The organism is Geodermatophilus sp. Leaf369 (genome assembly GCF_001424455.1).
Taxonomy (GTDB): domain Bacteria; phylum Actinomycetota; class Actinomycetes; order Mycobacteriales; family Geodermatophilaceae; genus Klenkia.
Map to the genome: position 1 here is coordinate 447,297 of NZ_LMQA01000002.1, position 20,330 is coordinate 467,626.

Here is a 20,330-nt window from a genome sequence, read left to right on the forward strand (position 1 = left end):
TTCCCGCCGTGCCCCCCTCCCCCGACGACGACCTGGGCGAGCTGATCGTCCGGGCGGCCCGCTCGCTGCGCGGCCGCTGGCGCGAGGTGCTGGAGCCCTGGGACCTCTCCCCGCACCAGGCCCGCGCCCTCGGCGTCGTCGGTCGCGCCGAGGGGCTGCGGCTGTCCGCGCTGGCCGAGGGCCTGCGGATCGCCCCGCGCTCGGCGACCGAGGTGGTCGACGGGCTCGCCGGGCGTGGCCTGGTCGAGCGGGTGCCCGACCCCACCGACCGGCGCGCGGTGCTCGTACAGCTCACCGACGAGGGACGACGGGTGCAGGCCGAGGTGTCCGCCGCCCGCGCCGCGGACGCCCGGGCCGCGCTGGGCCGCATCCCCGCCGACGAGCGGGCCGAGCTCGCCCGGCTGCTGCGCCGCTTCGTGGACGGCTGACGTCCAGCGGGTTCACAGGACCGGGGGTCATCCTGGGCGCATGAACCTGGGTGCGCCGGAGATCCTCCTCATCGTGCTGGCCGTGTTCCTGCTGTTCGGCTACAAGAAGCTGCCCGACGCCTCGCGGTCCATCGGCCGGTCGCTGCGCATCTTCAAGGGCGAGATGGGCGGCATGAAGGACGACGAGGCCCGCGCCGCCTCTGCCGCCCCCGCCGCCCCCGACCTGGAGGCCGAGGCCCGCGAGGCCGAGGCCGTCGCCCTCGAGGCCCGCGCCAAGGCCGCCCGGGCCCGCGCCGACGCCGAACGGCGCGAGCTGTCCTCCTGACCTCCCCCCGCTCCTCACCGCTCGACGTGACGTCCAGCAGGCTGATGGCGTGCGCGCACTCGTCTTCGAGGAGTTCTCCGGTCCGCTGACCGTCCGTCAGGTGGCCGACCCCACCCCCACCCCGGACGGCGTCGTGGTGCGGGTCGGTGCGACCGGGGTGTGCCGCAGCGACTGGCACGCCTGGTCCGGGCACGACCCCGACGTCGTCCTGCCGCACGTGCCCGGCCACGAGCTGGCCGGGACCGTCGCCGCCGTCGGTGCCCGGGTGCGCCGCTGGGCGGTCGGTGACCGGGTGACCGTGCCCTTCGTCTGCGCCTGCGGCACCTGCCCGCCGTGCCGGGAGGGGGCCGGCCAGGTGTGCCTGCGCCAGACCCAGCCGGGGTTCACGCACTGGGGCTCCTTCGCCGAGCTGGTCGCCCTCGACGCCGCCGACGTCAACCTGGTTGCCCTGCCCGACGAGCTGCCGTTCTCCACCGCGGCCGCGCTGGGCTGCCGGTTCGCCACCGCGTTCCGGGCGGTCACCGGGGTGGGTGCGGTGCGGCCGGGGGAGTGGGTGTCGGTCCTCGGCTGCGGCGGGGTGGGGCTGTCCGCCGTCCAGGTCGCGGTGGCCTGCGGGGCCCGGGTCGTCGCCGTGGACCCCTCGCCCGGGGCCCGGGAGCTGGCCACCGCGATGGGCGCCGAGCACGTGCTGGCATCGGCCGAGGGCGTCGTCGAGCTCACCGGCGGCGGGGTGCACCTGTCCCTGGACTGCCTGGGCTCCCCGGCCACCTGCGAGGCCTCGATCGCCGCGCTGCGCCCCCGCGGCCGGCACGTCCAGGTGGGTCTGCTCCCGCCGTCGGAGGGCCGGGCCGTCGTCCCCATGGAGCTGGTCGTCGCCCGCGAGCTCGCGGTGCTCGGCAGCCACGGGATGGCCGCCGCGGACTACCCGGCGATGCTGGCGATGATCGAGGCCGGCCGGCTCCGCCCGCAGGACCTGGTGACCCGGGAGATCGCGCTGGACGACGCCGGCCCGGCACTGGTCGAGGTCGGCCGACGCCCCGGCGTCACGGTGGTCACCGCGTTCTGATGGTGCTGCCGCTGCTCGACGCGCACCCCGGGGACGGCGTCCCGGCGCTCGGCTCGCCCTGGGAGGCGCAGGTGGAGCGGTCGCTGCGGCAGGACCCGTCCGGGTGGACGGCGGAGGCGCTGTCGGTCGGGCGCGCCTGGGTGCTGCTGGGCTGGGTGGAGGACGCCGCGACCCGCGTGGTCCGCAGCCGGGACCGCGAGCTGCTGCGCACCGCGGTGTCGGCGCTGGTGGTGGTCGCCGCTGGGCCGCTGGACCGACGCGACGTCTGGGTGGTCGCCGGCCTGCTGCACCGGGCCGCCGACCTCGCCGGTCTGCGCTGGGACCACGCCGTCGACCAGCTGTCGGGGGAGCCCCACCCGGTGGGCGGCGTCCCGGCCGACACCCCGCCCACGCACGAGGAGGTCGGCGCGGGGTCGAACTTCGCGTTCCGCCGCAGGCCGCGGTCCTTCGACCCGGTGGCCCGGGAGCGGCGTCTCAGCCGTGCACGGCCCTGCTGACCGTCCGCCGGCGCCGCAGCGCCGCCTGACCCACCGCGGCCGGCCCTCGAGTGCACGACTGCCGTGGTCCCGGAGCCCCGGTGACCACGGCAGTCGTGCACTCGACGGTCAGGTCTCCGGGGCCTCGGAGGACGTCGGCGGCTGCGTGGTGGCCGGCGGGCGGGTCGTGGTGGGCGCCGGGGTGGTGGTCGCCGGGGTCGAGGTCGGGTCGTCGTCCTCGGTGGTGGTCGGCGCGGTGGTGGTGGGACGGCTGGTCGTCGTCGTCCGCGGGGTCGTCGTGGGCTCGTCGCTCGTGGTGGCCGGGGCCGTCGTCGTGGGCACCGGGGCCTCGGTCGTGGGCACCGGCTGCTCCACGGTGGTCTGCACCGCCGGCGTCGTGGTGCCCTCGGTCTGCGGCGTCGGGGGCCGCACCGTCACCCACAGCGCGAACACCGCGACGAACAGCACGGCCAGGACGACGGTCGAGGTGCGCAGGGGGCCGAGGTGGCCGGGCCGGGACCGGGGGAACAGCCGCTCCCGCCCGCTGGGGGCGGGCTCGACGGTCGGCACCGGGGCGGTGTCGGCGCGAGCCACCGTCGGGACGACCTCGGTGGGGTGCTGGTCGGCGGGGTCCGGGGGCCGGGTCACGCGCCGTCGTCCCGGGTGCGGACGGCGGCGCGCTCACCGTCGGTGGGCGGTCCGGCGGCCGGCGGCGTGGCGTCCTGCGGGGTGCTGGCCAGGCCCTCGCGGGCCAGCGCGCGGGCGATCCGGGCACGCAGCTCCCGGCTGACGTCGAACTGCTTGCCCGGCAGCGTGCGGGCCACGACGCGGACGTCGACCTGGTCGAGCTCCAGGCTCTCGGCCCCCATGACGGTGGGCGGGTCCAGCAGCATCGGGCCCAGCTGGGGGTCGGCGAAGGCCTGCTCGCCGACGGTCTGCAGCAGGGCGTCGAAGCGCTCGGGGTCGTTGCCGGCGGGCACGGGCACGTCGATGACCGCGCGGGCCCAGTCCCGGGAGTAGTTGACCGCCCGGATGACCTGGCCGTTGGGGATGTGCACGACCTCGCCGTCCGGGGAGCGCAGCCGGGTGATCCGCAGCGTGACGTCCTCGACGGTGCCGTAGGCGTCGGCCTGCCCGCCGAGGGTGACGATGCCGACGGAGTCGCCGTAGCCGTACTGCCGCTCGGTGATGATGAAGAACCCGGCCAGCACGTCCTGGACCAGCCGCTGGGCACCGAAGCCGAGCCCGACACCGAGCACGGTGGCCGGTGCGACCAGGCTGGTGATCGGCACGCCCAGGGTGGAGAGCACCAGCACGACGGCGACGGTGTAGACCAGCACCACCGCGGCCCAGGTGACCACCTGGGTGAGGGAGTGCCGGTGCTTGGCGGCCTCGGAGCGCACCAGCTCACCGGACGCCGCGGCGGCGGTGTCGATCCGCCGGGTGATCCGGCCACCGGTCCAGCCGGCGAGGCGGGCCAGCAGCACGGCGCCCAGCACGATCAGCACGGCCTCGAGGAACCGGCCGGCGAACCAGTCGGTGATGTCGCTCAGCCCGCTCACCCCGGCGCTCCCACCCGTGCAGTGTGGACGATGGCGGGGTGGACGAGCTCATCGCACGGGCCCAGACGATCGCCGACGACGTGTTCTTCCCGGTCGCCGGTGAGGTGGACGCCGCCGGGGTGGTGCCCACCTCGCACCTGGAGACCCTGGCCGCGGCCGGGCTCTACGGGCTGACCGGCCCGGTGGCTGCCGGCGGGGCAGGTGCCGACCAGGCCACGGTGCACGCGGTGGTCGAGGCACTCGCCGGGGGCGACCTGGCGACCACGTTCGTCTGGTTGCAGCACCTGGGCGTGCCCCGGATGGTCGCCGAGGCGCCCGCGGCGCTGCGCGAGGAGTTCCTCGCCGACCTCTGCGCCGGCCGCACCCGCTCGGGCATCGCGCTGCTGGCCGCCACCCGGCCCGGGACGCCGGCGATCACCGTGCGCCGCGAGGGGGAGGAGTTCGTGCTGGACGGCGGGGTCCCCTGGGTGACCGGCTGGGCGCACGTGGACGTGCTGCTGGTCGCCGCCCGGGACGCCGCGGACGTCGTGCACTTCCTGCTCGTCGACGCCGTCGAGGGCCCCACGCTCACCGCGGACCCGCAGCGGCTGGTCGCGGTGGAGGCCAGCTCCACCGTCGAGCTGTCCGTGCGTGGCCACCGGGTGCCGGCCGGCCGGCTGGTGCGCACCGTGCCGATGGCCCGCTGGCAGGCCGGTGACCCGGCGGGGCTGCGCCCCAACGGCTCGCTGGCCCTCGGGGTGGCCGCCCGGTGCGCCCGGCTGGCCGAGCTGCCCGCCCTGGACGCCGACGTCGCCGCCGTCCGCACGCAGCTGGACGCGGCCGGCCCGGCGGAGCTGCCCGCGGCCCGCGCGGCCGCCGCGGCGCTGGCCCACCGGGCGAGCGGACTGCTCGCCGTGGCCACCGGCAGCCGCTCGGTCGGTCGCGGGCACCCGGCGGAGCGGCTGGCCCGCGAGGCGCTGTTCCTGCTCGTCTTCGGCTCCCGGCCGAGCATCCGCGCGGCACTGCTGACACAGCTGCTGCCCAGCTCAGGTTAGGCTGCCCTCACCACTGACCGAGGAGCTCCGTTGCGCCGCACTGCCCGTCTGACCGCCGTCCTGTCCGCCTCCCTGCTGGCCGGGGGGCTGGCCGCCTGCGGGTCCGGGGACGACGAGCCCGCCGCAGAGGGCACGGCACCCGGGTCGTCCTCGGCGGCCTTCCCGGTGACCGTCGACCACATCTGGGGCAGCACGACGATCGAGGAGGCCCCCGAGCGGGTGGTCGCCCTCGGGGTGACCGACTCCGACCCGATCCTGGCCCTCGGGGTCGTCCCGGTCGCCGTCCAGCCGTTCTCCTTCTACGCCGAGACGGGCGTGGGGCCCTGGGCGGAGGAGTACCTGGACGGCGCCGAGCTGACCGTGCTCGACCCGACCGCCGAGGTCAGCGTCGAGGAGGTCGCCGCTCTCGACCCCGACCTGATCGTGGGCATCTCCGCCGGCTTCGACGAGACCGTCTACGAGCAGCTCTCCCAGGTCGCCCCCACCCTGGTGCGCCCCGCGGGTACCGCTGCCTACGGCGTGGGCCGGGACGACGCGACCCGGATGATCGCCCAGGCGCTGGGCAAGGAGGCCGAGGGCGAGGAGCTGATCGAGACCGCCGACGCGGCCTTCGACGACGCCGTCGCGGCCAACCCGCAGTTCGCGGGTGCGACCGCCGCGGTGCTGCTGCCCTACAGCGGGGTCTACGGCGCGTACCTGCCTGCCGACGCTCGTGGCCAGGTCATGGACCAGTTGGGCCTGTCCGTCCCCGAGGGCATCCTCGCCGAGGACACCGGGGAGAGCTTCTACGTCGAGCTGTCCAGCGAGCGCCTGGACCTGGCCGACGGAGACGCGCTCGTGGTGCTCACCGACGAGGCCAGCGCACCGGTCGTCGAGGCCGACGCCGTGCTCCAGGGCCTGCCCGTGGTGACCGCCGGTGGCCTCGTGCTGCCCGACGCCGACCTGCGCGGCGCGATGTCCTACAACACCGTGCTCTCGGCGCCCTTCGCCGTCGAGCAGCTCACCCCGTTGCTGGTGCAGGCGCTCGCCGCCACCAGCGCCGCCTGACCCCACGACCCGACGAGGAACCCCGATGTCCCGACGCACCACCCTGGCCGCCCTCACCGCGGTCACCGCCCTGACCCTGACCGCCTGCGGTGGCGGGTCCGACGAGCCCGCCGCCGAGGGGTCCTCGACCGCCTCCGACGGGGCCTTCCCGGTCACCATCCCGAACGCCTTCGGGGAGACCACGATCGAGTCCGAGCCCCAGCGCGTCGTGGTCACCGGCTACACCGACGTCGACACGGTGCTCGCGCTCGGCGTCACCCCGGTGGCCTTCCAGGAGTTCTCCACCTTCCCCGACGCCACCGTCCCGGGCCTGGGCCCGTGGGCGCAGGACGAGCCGGCCGCCGAGGGCGACATCGAGCTGCTGCCGGTCGCCGAGGTGCCCACCGTCGAGGACGTGCTGGCCCTGGAGCCCGACCTGGTGATCGCGATCGGCAGCGGCATCGAGCAGGAGGAGTACGACCAGCTCTCCCAGCTCGTGCCGGTGCTCGCCCGCCCCGAGGGCTCGGCCGCCTTCCTGGTCGGCCGGGACGAGGCCACCACGATGATCGGCGAGGCCCTCGGCAAGGCCGACGAGGCCCAGGCCCTGCTGGAGGACGTCGACGGCTCGCTCACCGACGCTGCCGACGCCAACCCGCAGTTCGCCGACGCCACGGTGACCATCACCGTCCCGGACACCACCGGGGCCGGTGGCTACGGCGTCTACGTCGCCGGCGACACCCGGGTGGAGTTCTTCCGCAGCCTCGGCTTCGAGCTCACCGACGCCGTGCAGGGGCTGGAGACCGACTCCTTCTTCACCACCGTCTCGGCCGAGGAGTCCCAGCTGCTGGACGCTGACCTGATCGTCGTCCCGGCCCTGTTCGACCTCGAGGAGACCCGCGCCCAGCTCGAGGCCGACCCGGTCTTCTCCGCCATCCCGGCGGTCGCCGCGGGCCGGGTGCTGTACCTCGACCCGTCCGCCGAGGGTGGTGCGATCTCCTACAACGACGTGCTCAGCGTGCCGTTCGCGCTCGACGCGCTGCTGCCCCAGCTGCAGGAGCAGTTCCCGGGCTGACCCGCCTCCGCACCTGCTGACGACGCCCCCTCCGGCCCTGCCGGAGGGGGCGTCGTCGTGTCACGAAAGGGTTGCTGTGACCGACCTCGGTTTGACCTGTGGGGCCGGTGGGGCGGACGGTGGGGAGTCGGCTCCGTGCCTCTCACCTGGGAGGACGGGCCGGCTCCCTGTCCCCGAGCCCGAACGGAGGGGCGCCGAACCCGTGCGCCACGCCCACCGATGACCACCACACCCAGCACCTCGGGGGGCCCGGCCGACACCGGCGCGCACCCCGCGATCGCCGAGCCACCACCGGCCACCGCCGACGAGAAGGGCCACCTGGACACCGTCGTGTTCGGGGTCGCCGCGGCCATCGCGCTGGCCTTCGTCGCCTGGGGCTTCGCCAGCCCCGCCGGACTCGGGTCCACCAGCGGCAGCGCCCTGTCCTGGATCGAGTCCAACCTCGGTTGGTTCTTCGTGCTGATCGCCTCGGGCTTCGTGGTCTACGTGATCTGGCTGGCCGCGTCCCGCTACGGGAAGATCCCGCTGGGTCGCGACGGCGAGGCGCCGGAGTTCAAGACCGTCTCCTGGATCGCGATGATGTTCAGCGCGGGCATGGGCATCGGCCTGATGTTCTTCGGCGTCAGCGAGCCGCTGTCGCACTACGTCTCCCCGCCGCCGGGCACCGTGGAGGCCGAGACCCCCGACGCCGTCTCCACCGCCATGGCCACGACGCTGTTCCACTGGTCGTTGCACCCGTGGGCCATCTACGCCGTCGTCGGGCTCGCGATCGCCTACGGCACCTTCCGCCGTGGCCGCAAGCAGCTGATCAGCGCCGCCTTCGCCCCGCTGTTCGGGGAGAAGCGCACCAGCGGCCCGGCCGGCAAGGTCATCGACGTCCTCGCCATCTTCGCCACGCTGTTCGGCTCCGCCGCCTCGCTGGGCCTCGGCGCCCTGCAGATCGGCTCCGGCGTGCAGATCCTCGGCTGGGCCGGCGACGTCGGCAACGGCCTGCTCGTCGTCATCATCGCCGTGCTGACCATGGCCTTCGTCGCCTCGGCGGTCTCCGGCATCTCGCGCGGCATCCAGTGGCTGTCCAACACCAACATGGTGCTGGCGCTGACCCTGGCCGTCTTCGTGTTCGTGGTCGGCCCGACCGTGTTGATCCTCAACCTGCTCCCGGGCGCGATCGGCAGCTACTTCTCCGACCTCGGTGAGATGGCCGCCCGCACCGAGGCATCCGGCGGGGACGCCATGGCCACCTGGCTGCAGGGCTGGACGGTCTTCTACTGGGCCTGGTGGATCAGCTGGACGCCGTTCGTCGGCCTGTTCATCGCCCGCATCTCCCGCGGCCGCACCATCCGCCAGTTCGTCACCGGCGTGCTGCTCGTGCCCAGCGTCGTGAGCCTGGTCTGGTTCGCGATCTTCGGCGGGGCCGGGATCGCCGCCCAGCAGAGCGGGGTCGACGTCGCCGGGCAGTCCACCAGCGAGGGGCAGCTCTTCGGCGTCCTCCAGCAGTACCCGCTGGCCAGCGTGGCCACGGTGCTGGTGATGGTCCTGGTGGCGATCTTCTTCGTCTCCGGTGCCGACGCCGCCTCGATCGTGATGGGCTCGCTCTCCCAGCGCGGCACCCTGGAGCCCTCCCGCTGGGTGGTCGTCTTCTGGGGCGTCGTCATGGGCGCTGTCGCGGCGATCATGCTGCTGGTGGGCGGGGACGAGGCCCTCACCGGCCTGCAGAACCTGACCATCATCGCGGCGCTGCCGTTCGCCATCGTCATGGTCGGCCTGGCGTTCTCCCTGGCCAAGGACCTGCGCAGCGACCCGATGGTGCTGCGCAGCACCGTCGCCGAGGAGGCGGTCGAGCAGGCCGTCGTGCACGGCCTCACCACGCACGGCGACGACTTCGTCATCTCGGTGCGGCACGCACCCGACGAGGACGGCGACGGCGTGGCCGACGGCCCGACCCCGGCCCGCACCGCAGCCGACCGGCGTCGGGACGGCGAGAACACCATCGCCGACGTGGGTTCGCCCATCCCGGTGCGGGAGCCCATGGGCGCCGGCCGCCCGCAGGAACCCCGGGACTAGAGAAGGACCTCGGCGCGCCCCACGGCACGCTCCGCGCGCTGCGGGGCCCTGCACCGAGGCCGTTCCAGCACGTCACCTGGCCCCGTCTCCCTCCGGGAGGCGGGGCTTCGTGGTGTCGGTGAGGATGGCTGCATGATCTTCATCGCCGTGAAGTTCCCGGTCCGCCCCGACAAGGTCGAGGAGTGGGAGCGGGTCACCGCCGAGTTCACCGCCGCCGTCCGGGCCGAGCCCGGCAACGTCTTCTTCGAGTGGTCGCGCAGCCTTGAGGAGGAGAACACCTGGGTGCTGCTGGAGTCCTTCCGGGACGGCGCCGCCGGGGAGGCCCACGTGGCCGAGCCGCACTTCCAGAAGGCCATCGACGAGATGTCCTACCTCGTCACCGACACCCCGAAGATCATCAACGTCGAGGTGCCGCAGGACGACTGGGGCGCCATGGGCGAGGTCGCCCCGCGCAGCTGAGGCCCTCCGCTCAGCGCAGGCGGCGGACCGGCACCACCATCGGGGTGCCCGAGACCGGGTCCTCGATGACCCGGGCCTCGAGGTCGAACACCTCGTCGAGCAGCTGCTCGGTGAGCACCTCGGCGGGGGTGCCGGAGGCCACCAGCACGCCGTCCTTCATGGCCACCAGCCGCTGGGCGTAGCGCGCGGCCAGGTTCAGGTCGTGCAGCACGACGGCCACGGTGCGGCCGCGCTCGGCGTGCAGCCGGGCGACCAGCTCCAGCACGTCGATCTGGTGGGAGAGATCGAGGTAGGTGGTGGGCTCGTCGAGCAGCAGCAGGTCGGTGCCCTGCGCCAGGGCCATCGAGATCCAGGCCCGCTGCCGCTGACCACCGGAGAGCGCGTCGACCGGGCGGTCGGCCAGGTCGAGCATGTCGGTCCAGCGGAGCGCCTCGGCGACCACGGCCTCGTCGTCCCGGGACCACTGGCGCAGCCAGGACTGGTGCGGGTGCCGGCCGCGGGCGACCAGGTCGGCCACGGTCAGGCCCTCGGGGGCGATGGGGGTCTGCGGGAGCAGGCCGAGCACCCGGGCGACGTCGCGGGTGGGGGTCTTGGCGATCGGCTTGCCGTCGAGCACCACCTGGCCCGACGTGGGGCGCAGCAACCGGCCCAGCGCACGCAGCAGGGTGGACTTGCCGCAGCCGTTGGGGCCGACGATGGCGGTGAACGACCCGTCGACCAGGTCCAGGTCCAGGGAGTCCACGACGACGTTCTCGCCGTAGGCCAGTCGCACCTGCTCGGCCGCCAGCCGCACCCGGGGCGTGGCCTCGGTGCCGAGTTCGGGGTGTGCCAGGACAGCGGTCATGGTCGGTCCCTCCTTCACGTGATGCTGCGGCGGCCGCGGACGAGCAGCCAGAGCAGGTAGGGCGCCCCGATGACGGCGGTGACGATGCCGACGGGGAGCGCGACGGGGAGCACGGTGCGGGCGAGCAGGTCGGCGCCGACCACGAGCAGGGCGCCGAGCAGGCCCGAGGCCAGCAGCGGCGGGCGGGAGCCCCCGGCCAGCCGGACGGCGACCTGGGGGACGACGAGGGCGACGAACTGGACCGGCCCGGCCGCGGCGACGGCGGCCGCGGCGAGGCACACGGCGACCAGGACGACGGTGGCCTGCGCGCGGCCGACCCGGATGCCCAGGGCGCGGGCGGTGTCCTCGCCGAACTGCAGCACGCCGAGCACCCGGGAGAGCGCGAGCGCGACCGGCACGAGGACCAACAGCGCCAGCGCCAGCGGCCAGGCCTGGTCCCAGGTGCGGGCGTTGAGCGAGCCGGTCAGCCACACGGTGGCCGCGGCGGCGTCGGTGATGTCGGAGCGGGTGAGCAGCCAGTCGACGACCGCGTAGCCCACCGCGCCCAGGCCGATGCCGACCAGCACCAGGCGGTAGCCGTCCACGCCCTTGTCCCAGGCCAGCACGAAGATGAGCAGGGCGGTGAGCAGCGCGCCGATCAGCGCGGCCACCTGGAGGCCGAGTCCGCCGAGCAGGCCGGCCGCGGCGCTCGACCCGCCCCCCAGCACGATCACCGCGACCGCGGCGGCCGAGGCGCCGGCGTTGATGCCCAGGGTGTCGGGGCTGGCCAGCGGGTTGCGGGCGAAGGTCTGGATGAGCGCGCCGGACAGGCCCAGAGCCAGGCCGACGAGGGCCCCCACGACGATCCGCGGGGCGCGCAGCTCGGTGATGATGAACTGCTGGGTCTGGTCGCCGGCGCCCACCAGCGTGCGCAGCACGTCGAGCAGCCCGATCGGGTAGTCGCCGCGGCCCATGCTGACCGCGCTGACCAGCACCAGGGCGATCGCGGCGACCACGGGCAGCAGCAGCTGGCGGGTGCGGACGACGCCCGACAGCGGGCCGATGCGGACGGTGCGCCGCTTGTCCACGTGCTGCGGGGTGGAGCGCGTGGTGATCGAGCCGCCGGCGGTCACAGGCCCACCAGCCGCTTGCGGCGGACCAGCGCGATGAAGAACGGCGCGCCGACCAGGGCGAGCACGATGCCCACCTGCAGCTCCCCGGGCCGGACGACGATGCGCCCCACGACGTCGGCGGTCAGCAGCAGGATCACGCCGAGCAGCGCGGAGTACGGGATCAACCAGCGGTGGTCGGGGCCGGTGAGGGCGCGGGCCACGTGCGGGACGACGAGGCCGACGAACCCGATCGGCCCGCACGCCGCGGTGGCCGCGCCGGTGAGCAGGGTGATCGAGGCGATGCCGACGACCCGGGCGAGCAGGACGTTCTGGCCCAGGCCGCGGGCGACGTCCTCGCCGAGCCCGAGCAGGTTGAGTGCGGGCGCGTTGACCACCGCGAGCACCAGCCCGACGACGATGAACGGCAGCACCTGCCAGGCGATCGAGGCGTCCCGGCCGGCCAGCGACCCCACCACCCAGAACCGGAAGCTGTCCAGGGTCTGGCTGTCGCTGACCAGCACGGCGCGCACCAGCGCGTAGAGCAGGGCCGACAGCGCGGCTCCCGCCAGCGCCAGGCTGACCGGGGTGGCCCCGCCCCGGCCGCTGGAGCCGATGGCGAACACCGCGACCGAGCCGGCCAGCGCGCCGCCGAAGGCGAACCAGACGTACCCGGCGGGGGTGGTCACGCCCAGCACGAAGATCGCCAGGACGACGGCGGCCGAGGCACCGGCAGCGACCCCGAGCAGACCGGGGTCGCCGAGCGGGTTGCGGGTGTGGCCCTGCATGAGGGCACCGGCGACGCCGAGGGACAGCCCGACCAGGATGCCGAGCAGCGTGCGGGGCACCCGGAGCTCGCGGATCACCACGGCCTCGTCGCCGGGGAAGCCGTTGTCGGTGAGGGCCTGCCAGACGGTGCCGAGCCCGATCGCGCGGGTGCCGACGGCGATGCTGAGCCCGCACACCACGACGGTGAGCGCCAGCAGCAGCCAGAGCCCGCCGATCCGGGTGCCCGCGCCGGGCAGCAGGCCGCGGCTGCGCTGGTCGTCGGCGGCGGAGTCACCGGGGGTGCCCTCCGCCGCGGCAGGGACGACAGCGCGCTGGGGCACGGGCGTCTCCTGGGGGCGGGGGCTGGACACACGGCCCACGGGACCATGATCGGTTAGGCTCACCTTACCGCTGCGGTCGCGGCCCCGGTCAACCCGGGTGTGGCCGCTCTCACGGTCTCGCCGGGAACCGAGCTGGTCAGGCCCGGCGCAGTCCGGCCACGACGAGGGCGGCCAGTTCGGCGTAGGCCGCGGCGTCGTCCAGGCCCGTCTCGGCGCTGATGGTCCCCGCGTGGATCGCCCCCATGACCTGGGCGACGGCCGCACCCACGAACGAGGCGTGCACCGGCCGGATCGTGCCGGCCGCGACGCCCTCGCTGACCAGCTGCTGCACCCGCCGGGCCGCCGTCCGGGTGTTGCGGGCGTAGACCTCGGCCGCCGGCGGGAACGCGGCCAGGTCGGTGAAGAACGCCGGCCCGGCCGGACGCAGCTGCTCGCTGACCGCCAGCAGGTAGGCCTCGATCCGCTCCCGGTGGTCGACCGGGTCGGCGGCGCGGGACTCCACCGCCTGCGTGGCCCGGGCGAAGAACCGCCGGACGACCGCCACGACCAGCTGCTCCTTGCTACCGGCGACGGCGTAGAGCGTGCTCTTGGAGCAGTGCAGCCGGCGGGCCAGCTCGTCGAGGGTGAAGGAGGCGAACCCCTCGGCGAGGAACAGGTCGACCAGCTCGTCGAGGAGGGCCTCCCGACGGGCCGGGCCGCGGGTGGCAGCTCTGGCCGTGGTCACGTCGTCCAGGCTATCTTCCGTACTGCACGCCGTCCTGCAGTACCGATGAGAGGTCCCGTCATGCCGGTCCAGCGTCTGGTCCCCACCCAGGAGGCAGCCGACCTCCTCGAGCTCACCCGCGAGCTGGCCCGCGAGGAGCTGGCGCCGAAGGTGGTCGCCGCCGAGGCCGACGAGGTCTTCCCGCGCGAGGCGTTCCGCACCCTGGGCCGCGCCGGCCTGCTGGGCCTGCCCTACGCCGAGGAGTTCGGCGGCGGCGCACAGCCCTACGAGGTCTACCTGCAGGTGCTGGAGGAGATCAGCGCGGTCTGGGCGGGTGTGGGCGTCGGGGTGAGCGTGCACGGGCTGTCCTGCTTCGGGCTGGTCACCCAGGGCACCGACGAGCAGAAGCAGCGGCTGCTGCCCGACATGCTGGGCGGGGAGCTGCTGGGTGCCTACTGCCTCTCCGAGCCGCACGCCGGCTCCGACCCGGCCGCGATGCGCACCACCGCCGTCCGCGACGGGGACGACTACGTGCTGACCGGGGAGAAGGCCTGGGTCACCCACGGCGGCGAGGCCGACTTCTACAAGGTCATGGCGCGGACGTCGGACCACCGCTCGCGAGGCATCTCCTGCTTCCTGGTCCCCGCCGACAGCGACGGTCTGATCGCCGACCCGCCGGAGCGGAAGATGGGCCTCACCGCCCAGGCGACGGCGACCATGCGCTTCGAGGGCGTCCGGGTGTCCGCCGACCGCCGGCTCGGTGAGGAGGGCATGGGCCTGCCGATCGCCCTCGCCGGTCTGGACGCCGGGCGGCTGGGCATCGCCGCGGTCGCCGTGGGCCTGGCCCAGGGCGCGCTGGACGACGCGCTGGCCTACGCGAAGGAGCGCGAGACCTTCGGCGTCCCGATCATCGAGCACCAGGGCCTGGCGTTCCTGCTGGCCGACATGGCCGCCGCGGTCGAGTCCGCCCGGGCGATGACGCTGCACGCCGCGCGGCTCAAGGACGCCGGCCTGCCGTACTCCCAGCAGGCCTCGATCGCCAAGCTGGTGGCCACCGACAACGCGATGAAGGTGACCACCGACGCCGTCCAGGTGCTCGGCGGTTTCGGCTACACCCGGGACTTCCCGGTCGAGCGCTACATGCGCGAGGCCAAGGTCATGCAGATCTTCGAGGGCACCAACCAGATCCAGCGGCTGGTGATCAGCCGGGCGCTGGCCAAGGGCGGCGCGGTCTCCACGGCGGTCTCCCCGGCCGAGTTCGCCCTGGCCTGACGCGGGGTTGCGGGCCTAGGTTCGCGGCATGTGCCGCAACATCCGGGTCCTGCACAACCTCGCGCCGGCGACGACGTCCGACGAGGTCGACGCCGCCGCGCTGCAGTTCGTCCGCAAGGTGAGCGGGTCGGTCAAGCCCTCCCAGGCCAACCAGGAGGTCTTCGACCGGGCGGTGGCGGAGATCGCGCACGCCACCCGGCACCTGCTGGAGGACCTGCGGACGACAGCGCCCCCACGCGACCGCGAGGTCCTCGCCGCCCGAGCCCGCGAGAAGGCCGCCGCCCGCTACCCCCGCTGACGAGAAAGGCGCTTCCTGCGAGTGCAAGAAGCGCCTTTCTCGTCAGTTCCTCAGTCGTTGAAGACGATGACGCCGCGGATGTTCTTGCCGGCGTGCATGTCCTCGTAGGCCTCGGTGACCTGGTCCAGCGTGTACTCCTTGGTGATCAGCTCGTCGAGCTTGAGCTGACCGGCCTGGTACATGCGCAGCAGCTTCGGGATGTCCGAGTGCGGCGACTGGGCACCGATGATCGCGCCTTGCAGCCGCTTCTGCATGAGGGTCAGGTCGAACATCGAGATCGGGGCCATGTCGGTCATCGCGCCGAGGCCGGTGGCCACGACGGTGCCGCCCTTGCGGATGGAGGCCAGACCCTGGGCGGGGTGCTCGGGCTTGAGCACGCCCACGGTGATCAGGGTGACGTCGGCGCCCTGGCCCTGGGTGATCGACTGGGCGTAGGCGGTCGCCTGGTCCATGTCCTCGAACACGTCGGTGGCGCCGAACTCCTGCGCCATCTCGCGCTTGAAGGGGGTGGGGTCGACGGCGATGATGCTGGTCGCGCCGGCGTGCTTGGCGCCCTGGACGGCGTTGATGCCGATGCCGCCGATGCCCATGACGATGACGACGTCACCGGGCTTGACCTGGCCGGCCTCGACCGCGGTGCCCCAGCCGGTCGGCACGCCGCAGCCCACGAGCGCGGCGGACTTGAGCGGGATGTCCTTGTCGATCTTGATGACCGAGGCGACGTCGGCGGTCGTGTACTCGGAGAAGGTCGAGATGCCGCACATCTGGCCGACGTTCTCGCCGTCGAGCTTCATGCGGAAGTCCTCGGCGTCGTCGGCGCGCGAGCCGACGAGCAGCAGGGCGCCCTTGTCGCAGAGGTTGAAGTCGCCGCGGCGACAGGCCATGCACTGCCCGCACGAGGGGACGAAGGAGAAGACGACGTGGTCGCCCTCCTCGAAGCCGGGGGTGTCGGGTCCGACCTTGGTGACGACGCCGGAGCCCTCGTGGCCGCCGCAGAAGGGGTAGGTCATGACCTGGAGGTCACCGGTCTGCAGGTGGTCGTCCGAGTGGCACAGGCCCGAGGCGGCGAGCTTGACCTGGACCTCGCCCTTGCGCGGGTCGTCGAGCTCGAGGGTGACGGTCTCGTAGTGGCCGGGGGACTCGCGGATGATCGAGGCGCGAGTGGTGGTCGTGGGCATCGTTGCTCAGCTCTCCTGTAGATCGGCGGCACTGGCACCCGGTGTCAGGTGTCGGTGTGACCATAAACGCATGCGTTGACATCGCGGTGACCGCGGTCACTGGGAATCTGCCGTGCGTCCGCGACCGTGTCCAGAGGGGGCCGCGCCGACCGTGGCCGGCGCGGCCGCGCCCTCACTCGTAGACGACGATGCCGCGGATGTTCGTGCCGGCGTGCATGTCGCGGTAGCCCTGGGCGACCTCGTCGAGGGTGTACTCCTTCGTGATCAGCTCCTCGAGCTTGAGCTGACCCGCCTGGTACATGCGCAGCAGCCGCGGGATGACGTCGTGCGGGCTGTTGCCGCCGTAGATCGCACCCTGGATGCGCTTCTGCATCATCACCATCTCGAACGGCGAGACCGGGATGCCGACCTCGGCCATCTTGCCCACACCGGTGAGGACGACGGTCCCGCCCTTGCGGATGGCGGCGACGGCCTGGCCGACGTGCTCGCCGGTCGTGACGCCGACGGTGACGATCGCGGAGTCCGCACCCTGCCCCTCGGTGATCGACTGGGCGAACGTGGTGGCCTCGGCGATGTCGGCGAAGGAGTGGGTGGCCCCGAACTCCTGGGCCTTCTCCCGCTTGAAGGGGACCGGGTCGACGGCGATGACGGTGGTCGCCCCGGCGTGCCGGGCACCCTGGACCGCGTTGATGCCGATGCCGCCGACGCCCATCACGATCACGGTGTGACCGGGCTCGATGCCGGCCATGTTGGTGGCCGAGCCCCACCCGGTGGGCACCCCGCACCCGACCAGGGCGGCCTCCTTGAGCGGGATGTCCTTGGGGATCCTCACGACCGAGTCGACGTGCGCGGTCGTGTACTCGGCGAAGGTGGAGATGCCCGCCATCTGCCCGACGTCCTCGCCGTCCAGGTGCATGCGGAAGCTGCTGACGTCGTCCGCGCGGGAGCCGACCAGGGTGTTGGCGCCGGTGTCGCAGAGGTTGAACTGACCCCGCGAGCAGGCCGCGCACTTCCCGCACGCGGGCAGGAACGAGAAGACGACGTGGTCGCCGACCTCGTAGCCCGGGGTGTGCGGGCCGACGGCGGTGACCACACCGGCCCCCTCGTGCCCGCCGCACATCGGGTAGTGGCCCAGGACCATGTCGCCGGTCTGCAGGTGGTCGTCGGAGTGGCACAGGCCCGAGGCGGTCAGCTTGACCGTGACCTCGTTCTGGCGGGGGTCGTCGAGCTCGAGCTCGACGGTCTCGTACTCACCGGGGGACTGCCGGATGATCGCTGCGCGGGTGCGGATGGGCATCGTCGCTCACCTTCGGTCGGGGACGTGGCACCGAGTGCCAGTACCGAGACCGTAGAGGTCAGTGGTGACCGGTGTCACTCCCTGCTGGGATCGTTCTCAGAGCCCACCGGCCACCCGGACCACCGTGCCCGTGACGTAGCCGGCCTGCGGCCCCAGGAGCCAGACGACGGCCGGGGCGATCTCGTCGGGCTCCCCGGCGCGGCCCATCGGCACCCGGGCGGTCACCCGGTCCAGCCGGCCCGGGTCGCCGGCGCCGGCGTGGATGTCGGTGCGCACCAGCCCCGGCGCGACGCCGTTCACCCGCACGCCCGCCGTGGCCAGCTCCTTGGCCAGCCCGACGACCAGGGCGTCCACGCCGGCCTTGGCCGCCGCGTAGTGCACGTACTCGTGCGCGGAGCCCAGCGTCGCCGCCGCCGAGGAGACCGCCACGATCGCGCCGCCGGCGCCACCCCGGTCGGTGCTCATCAGCTGGGCGGCCCGCCGGCAGCAGAGCACCACACCGAGCAGGTTCACGTCCAGCACGGTGCGGACGACGTCCACCGGGGTGTCGGCCAGGTCGCCGAGGTGGGCGGTCAGCCCCGCGTTGGCCACCAGGCCGGTGACCGGGCCGAGGTCGGTGGCGAAGAGCCGGTCGACGTCCGCCGGGACCGTGACGTCGGCCTGCACGGCCACCGCCCGGACGCCCACGGAGGTCGCGTCGTCGACGACCCGCGCTGCGGCGTCCGCGTCGGCGCGGTAGCCCACGACGACGTCGTGCCCGGCCCGGGCGAGCGCGGCGACCGTGGCCGCCCCGATCCCGCGGGAGCCGCCGGTGACGACGGTGACGGGCCGCTGGGGGGTGTCCACGAGGCCATGCTGCCCGCCCCACCCCCGGCAGGGGATGCCCTGCACCCAGGGTGGGCGTCCGGACGTGGGTGCAGGGCTTCCCCTGCCGGGGGTGGCGGGAGGGTGCAGACGCACGACGGCCCCGGTCCGCAGGGACCGGGGCCGTCGTCTTGCGGGAGCTGCCTACGCGGGCTGCATGGCCCCCAGGACGGCGAGGACGTCGTCCTGCGTGCGGGCGGCCGACAGCTGGGCGACCTGGGCGTCGTCGGTGAAGACCTCCGCGATCCGGCCGAGCAGCTTGAGGTGGTCGTCGCCCGCGCCGGCGATGCCGATCACGAACTCGACCTGCTTGCCGTTCCAGTCGACGCCCTGCGGGAAGCGGACGAAGGAGATCGCCGTCCGCTTGATCGAGGGCTTGGCCTCGTTCGTCCCGTGCGGGATGGCCAGCAGGTTGCCCATGTAGGTCGACACCGAGGTCTCCCGCTCGTGCATGGCCCGCACGTAGGAGGCGTCGACGGCGCCGGCAGCGACCAGGAGCTGACCGGCCTGCTCGATCGCCGCGGACTTGTCGCCCGAGGCGTCCAGCACGATCGACTCACGGGCCAGCAGCCCGCTGTCGACCCCGCCGGCCGAGGTCGCGGCGGCGGCAGTGCCGGCACCGGCGCCGTTCTGCTGCTGGAGCAGCTCGACGATCTCGTCGTAGCGCGGGCTGGCCATGAAGTTCTCGACCGACACGTGGGTGGCCGAGGGGGTCTTCTGCCGGGCGCGGGCGGTGAGGTCCTGGTGGGTGACGACGAGGCCGGCGTCGTCGGTCAGGTTGGAGATGGCCTTGTTCACCACGGTGACGTCGGTGAACCCGGCGCCGTGCACCTTCTTGCGGAGCACCGAGGCGCCCATGGCCGAGGAGCCCATGCCGGCGTCGCAGGCGAACACGATCGAGTGGATCGGGCCCGAGGGGGCGCCGGCACCGGAGCCGCCGAGCATCCCGGAGACCGAGGACTTCTTGCCCTTGTTGGCCTCCATCTGCGCGGTGGCCGCCGACAGGTCGCCGTCCCCGCTCTTGTCGATCTTCAGCAGGAAGGCCGCCACGAGGAACGAGACACCGGCCGCGACGACCACCGAGGCGGTGACGCCCAGCAGGCTGCTCGGCGGCGAGGACGCCCACACGGCGATGATCGAGCCGGGCGAGGCCGGGGAGCGCAGGCCGGAGCCGAAGGCCAGGTTGGTGGCCACACCGGCCATGCCGCCGAGGATCACCGCGGCGACGAGCTTCGGCTTGGCCAGCACGTACGGGAAGTAGATCTCGTGGATGCCGCCGACGAACTGGATGAGGATCGCGCCGGGTGCCGAGGCCTTGGCGGCACCGCGACCGAAGAGCGCGAAGGCGATCAGCAGGCCCAGGCCCGGGCCGGGGTTGGCCTCGAGCAGGAAGAGGATCGACTGGCCCGTGCTGGCCGCCTCGTTGGTGCCCAGCGGGGTCAGGATGCCCTGGTTGATGGCGTTGTTCAGGAACAGGATCTTCGCCGGCTCGATGAAGATCGAGGTCAGCGGCAGCAGGTTCCGCTCGACCAGGAAGTCCACGACGTTGCCGGCGGCGGTGCTGAAGGCGCTGACGAACGGACCGGCGATGACGAAGCCGATGACGGCGAGGAAACCGCCCCAGATGCCGGCGGAGAAGTTGTTGACCAGCATCTCGAAGCCGGGGCGGATCTTGTGCGACCACAGGGCGTCGAGCTTGCGCATCGACCAGCCGCCCAGCGGACCCATGATCATCGCGCCCAGGAACATCGGCGTGCCGCTGGCGCCGGCGATGGCACCCATGGTGGCGATGGCACCGACCACCCCGCCGCGGAGGCTGTCGTTGTACATCATCCGGCCGCCGGTGTACCCGATGAGCAGCGGCAGGAGGTACGTGATCATCGGGCTGACGATCCCGGTGCCCTCGTGCATCGGGGTGCCGTCGGCGTTGGCCCACGCGCCGAGCTGGGAGACGAAGCCGTAGCCGCCCTCGTAGCCGAGCGCGTCGCCGATCAGCTTGATCCAGCCGGTCTGGATGAACAGGGCGGTGATGAGGCCCCAGGCGATGAACGCCCCGATGTTGGGCAACACCATGTTCGACAGGAAGGTGCCGAACCGCTGGACGTGCAGCCGGGCCCCCCCGCGGGGTGCTGCCTCTGTGGTGCTGGCCATGTCGTGCCTTCCTC

General features: G+C 73.6%; 21 protein-coding genes. 11 read left to right on the forward strand and 10 right to left on the reverse strand.

All coding sequences use genetic code 11. The annotated features are described in order from the left end of the window. Nucleotides 1-8: 8 nt before the first annotated feature. Genes ASG36_RS10995 through ASG36_RS11010 form a run of 4 tightly spaced genes read left to right on the forward strand, consistent with a single transcriptional unit; the run spans nucleotide 9 to nucleotide 2,316 of the window. Entirely contained in the window at nucleotides 9-428 is a 420-nt protein-coding gene (locus ASG36_RS10995; protein WP_055763698.1) for a MarR family winged helix-turn-helix transcriptional regulator, read from the forward strand. A gap of 40 nt (nucleotides 429-468) precedes the next feature. Next, the gene (gene tatA / locus ASG36_RS11000) at nucleotides 469-753 is read left to right on the forward strand and encodes a Sec-independent protein translocase subunit TatA (protein ID WP_055763700.1); all 285 of its coding nucleotides are present in this window, start codon (nucleotides 469-471) and stop codon (nucleotides 751-753) included. Nucleotides 754-802: 49 nt separating this feature from the next. Then, nucleotides 803-1,819 carry a zinc-dependent alcohol dehydrogenase family protein gene (locus tag ASG36_RS11005; protein WP_055763702.1) on the forward strand — a complete coding sequence of 339 codons (1,017 nt, stop codon included), beginning with the start codon at nucleotides 803-805 and terminating at the stop codon, nucleotides 1,817-1,819. Then, on the forward strand, nucleotides 1,819-2,316 hold the full coding sequence (locus ASG36_RS11010) for a hypothetical protein (RefSeq protein WP_055763704.1): 498 nt from the start codon (nucleotides 1,819-1,821) through the stop codon (nucleotides 2,314-2,316). Before ASG36_RS11005 ends, ASG36_RS11010 begins: the two co-directional genes overlap by 1 nt. 108 nt (nucleotides 2,317-2,424) lie before the next feature. On the opposite strand, the gene ASG36_RS11015 is transcribed toward ASG36_RS11010, so the two are convergent. Continuing rightward, nucleotides 2,425-2,943 (reverse strand): hypothetical protein, encoded by a 519-nt coding sequence (locus ASG36_RS11015; RefSeq protein WP_055763705.1) that lies wholly within the window; start codon nucleotides 2,941-2,943, stop codon nucleotides 2,425-2,427. Next, entirely contained in the window at nucleotides 2,940-3,857 is a 918-nt protein-coding gene (locus ASG36_RS11020) for a mechanosensitive ion channel family protein (RefSeq protein ID WP_055763707.1), read from the reverse strand. The genes ASG36_RS11015 and ASG36_RS11020 overlap by 4 nt, the downstream gene beginning before the upstream one ends. Before the next feature lie 38 nt (nucleotides 3,858-3,895). Here ASG36_RS11020 and ASG36_RS11025 point away from each other — a divergent pair, with 38 nt between their 5' ends. The 5 genes from ASG36_RS11025 to ASG36_RS11045 all read left to right on the forward strand — a co-directional run bounded on the left by ASG36_RS11025 (nucleotide 3,896) and on the right by ASG36_RS11045 (nucleotide 9,512). Next, nucleotides 3,896-4,891, forward strand: a complete 996-nt coding sequence (locus tag ASG36_RS11025) for an acyl-CoA dehydrogenase family protein (protein WP_055763709.1) — start codon at nucleotides 3,896-3,898, stop codon at nucleotides 4,889-4,891. Between the two features lie 30 nt (nucleotides 4,892-4,921). Beyond that, the gene (locus ASG36_RS11030; protein WP_200944435.1) at nucleotides 4,922-5,938 is read left to right on the forward strand and encodes an ABC transporter substrate-binding protein; all 1,017 of its coding nucleotides are present in this window, start codon (nucleotides 4,922-4,924) and stop codon (nucleotides 5,936-5,938) included. 25 nt (nucleotides 5,939-5,963) lie between these two features. After that, nucleotides 5,964-6,989, forward strand: coding sequence for an iron-siderophore ABC transporter substrate-binding protein (locus ASG36_RS11035; protein ID WP_055763711.1), 1,026 nt, complete (start codon nucleotides 5,964-5,966; stop codon nucleotides 6,987-6,989). Nucleotides 6,990-7,208: 219 nt separating this feature from the next. Further along, nucleotides 7,209-9,053: a BCCT family transporter gene (locus ASG36_RS11040; protein ID WP_055763713.1), complete on the forward strand. Its 1,845-nt coding sequence runs from the start codon at nucleotides 7,209-7,211 to the stop codon at nucleotides 9,051-9,053. Between the two features lie 132 nt (nucleotides 9,054-9,185). Continuing rightward, the gene (locus ASG36_RS11045; protein WP_055763715.1) at nucleotides 9,186-9,512 is read left to right on the forward strand and encodes a putative quinol monooxygenase; all 327 of its coding nucleotides are present in this window, start codon (nucleotides 9,186-9,188) and stop codon (nucleotides 9,510-9,512) included. Nucleotides 9,513-9,522: 10 nt separating this feature from the next. Here ASG36_RS11045 and ASG36_RS11050 read toward each other — a convergent pair whose 3' ends face one another. The 4 genes from ASG36_RS11050 to ASG36_RS11065 all read right to left on the reverse strand — a co-directional run bounded on the left by ASG36_RS11050 (nucleotide 9,523) and on the right by ASG36_RS11065 (nucleotide 13,277). Further along, nucleotides 9,523-10,356, reverse strand: coding sequence for an ABC transporter ATP-binding protein (locus tag ASG36_RS11050; RefSeq protein WP_055763717.1), 834 nt, complete (start codon nucleotides 10,354-10,356; stop codon nucleotides 9,523-9,525). A 14-nt stretch (nucleotides 10,357-10,370) separates the two neighbouring features. Beyond that, entirely contained in the window at nucleotides 10,371-11,468 is a 1,098-nt protein-coding gene (locus ASG36_RS11055) for an iron chelate uptake ABC transporter family permease subunit (RefSeq protein WP_235494867.1), read from the reverse strand. Next, entirely contained in the window at nucleotides 11,465-12,553 is a 1,089-nt protein-coding gene (locus ASG36_RS11060; protein WP_235494870.1) for an iron ABC transporter permease, read from the reverse strand. The genes ASG36_RS11055 and ASG36_RS11060 overlap by 4 nt, the downstream gene beginning before the upstream one ends. A gap of 136 nt (nucleotides 12,554-12,689) precedes the next feature. Further along, on the reverse strand, nucleotides 12,690-13,277 hold the full coding sequence (locus tag ASG36_RS11065) for a TetR/AcrR family transcriptional regulator (protein WP_055763719.1): 588 nt from the start codon (nucleotides 13,275-13,277) through the stop codon (nucleotides 12,690-12,692). A gap of 60 nt (nucleotides 13,278-13,337) precedes the next feature. On the opposite strand from ASG36_RS11065, the gene ASG36_RS11070 reads away from it, so the two are divergent. Both ASG36_RS11070 and ASG36_RS11075 read left to right on the forward strand, forming a co-directional pair. Next, complete coding sequence (locus tag ASG36_RS11070) at nucleotides 13,338-14,528, forward strand: acyl-CoA dehydrogenase family protein (protein WP_055763721.1); 1,191 nt, start codon at nucleotides 13,338-13,340, stop codon at nucleotides 14,526-14,528. Between the two features lie 28 nt (nucleotides 14,529-14,556). Then, nucleotides 14,557-14,826 (forward strand): DUF2277 domain-containing protein, encoded by a 270-nt coding sequence (locus ASG36_RS11075; RefSeq protein WP_055763724.1) that lies wholly within the window; start codon nucleotides 14,557-14,559, stop codon nucleotides 14,824-14,826. A gap of 50 nt (nucleotides 14,827-14,876) precedes the next feature. Here the strand turns inward: ASG36_RS11075 and ASG36_RS11080 are convergent, their stop codons facing one another. The 4 genes from ASG36_RS11080 to ASG36_RS11095 all read right to left on the reverse strand — a co-directional run bounded on the left by ASG36_RS11080 (nucleotide 14,877) and on the right by ASG36_RS11095 (nucleotide 20,316). Then, nucleotides 14,877-16,004 (reverse strand): NDMA-dependent alcohol dehydrogenase, encoded by a 1,128-nt coding sequence (locus ASG36_RS11080; protein ID WP_055763726.1) that lies wholly within the window; start codon nucleotides 16,002-16,004, stop codon nucleotides 14,877-14,879. Between the two features lie 172 nt (nucleotides 16,005-16,176). Further along, nucleotides 16,177-17,301, reverse strand: coding sequence for an NDMA-dependent alcohol dehydrogenase (locus ASG36_RS11085; protein WP_055763727.1), 1,125 nt, complete (start codon nucleotides 17,299-17,301; stop codon nucleotides 16,177-16,179). A gap of 96 nt (nucleotides 17,302-17,397) precedes the next feature. Beyond that, nucleotides 17,398-18,147, reverse strand: coding sequence for an SDR family oxidoreductase (locus ASG36_RS11090; RefSeq protein WP_055763729.1), 750 nt, complete (start codon nucleotides 18,145-18,147; stop codon nucleotides 17,398-17,400). Between the two features lie 162 nt (nucleotides 18,148-18,309). Next, the gene (locus ASG36_RS11095) at nucleotides 18,310-20,316 is read right to left on the reverse strand and encodes a PTS mannitol transporter subunit IICBA (protein ID WP_055763731.1); all 2,007 of its coding nucleotides are present in this window, start codon (nucleotides 20,314-20,316) and stop codon (nucleotides 18,310-18,312) included. Nucleotides 20,317-20,330 lie beyond the last annotated feature (14 nt).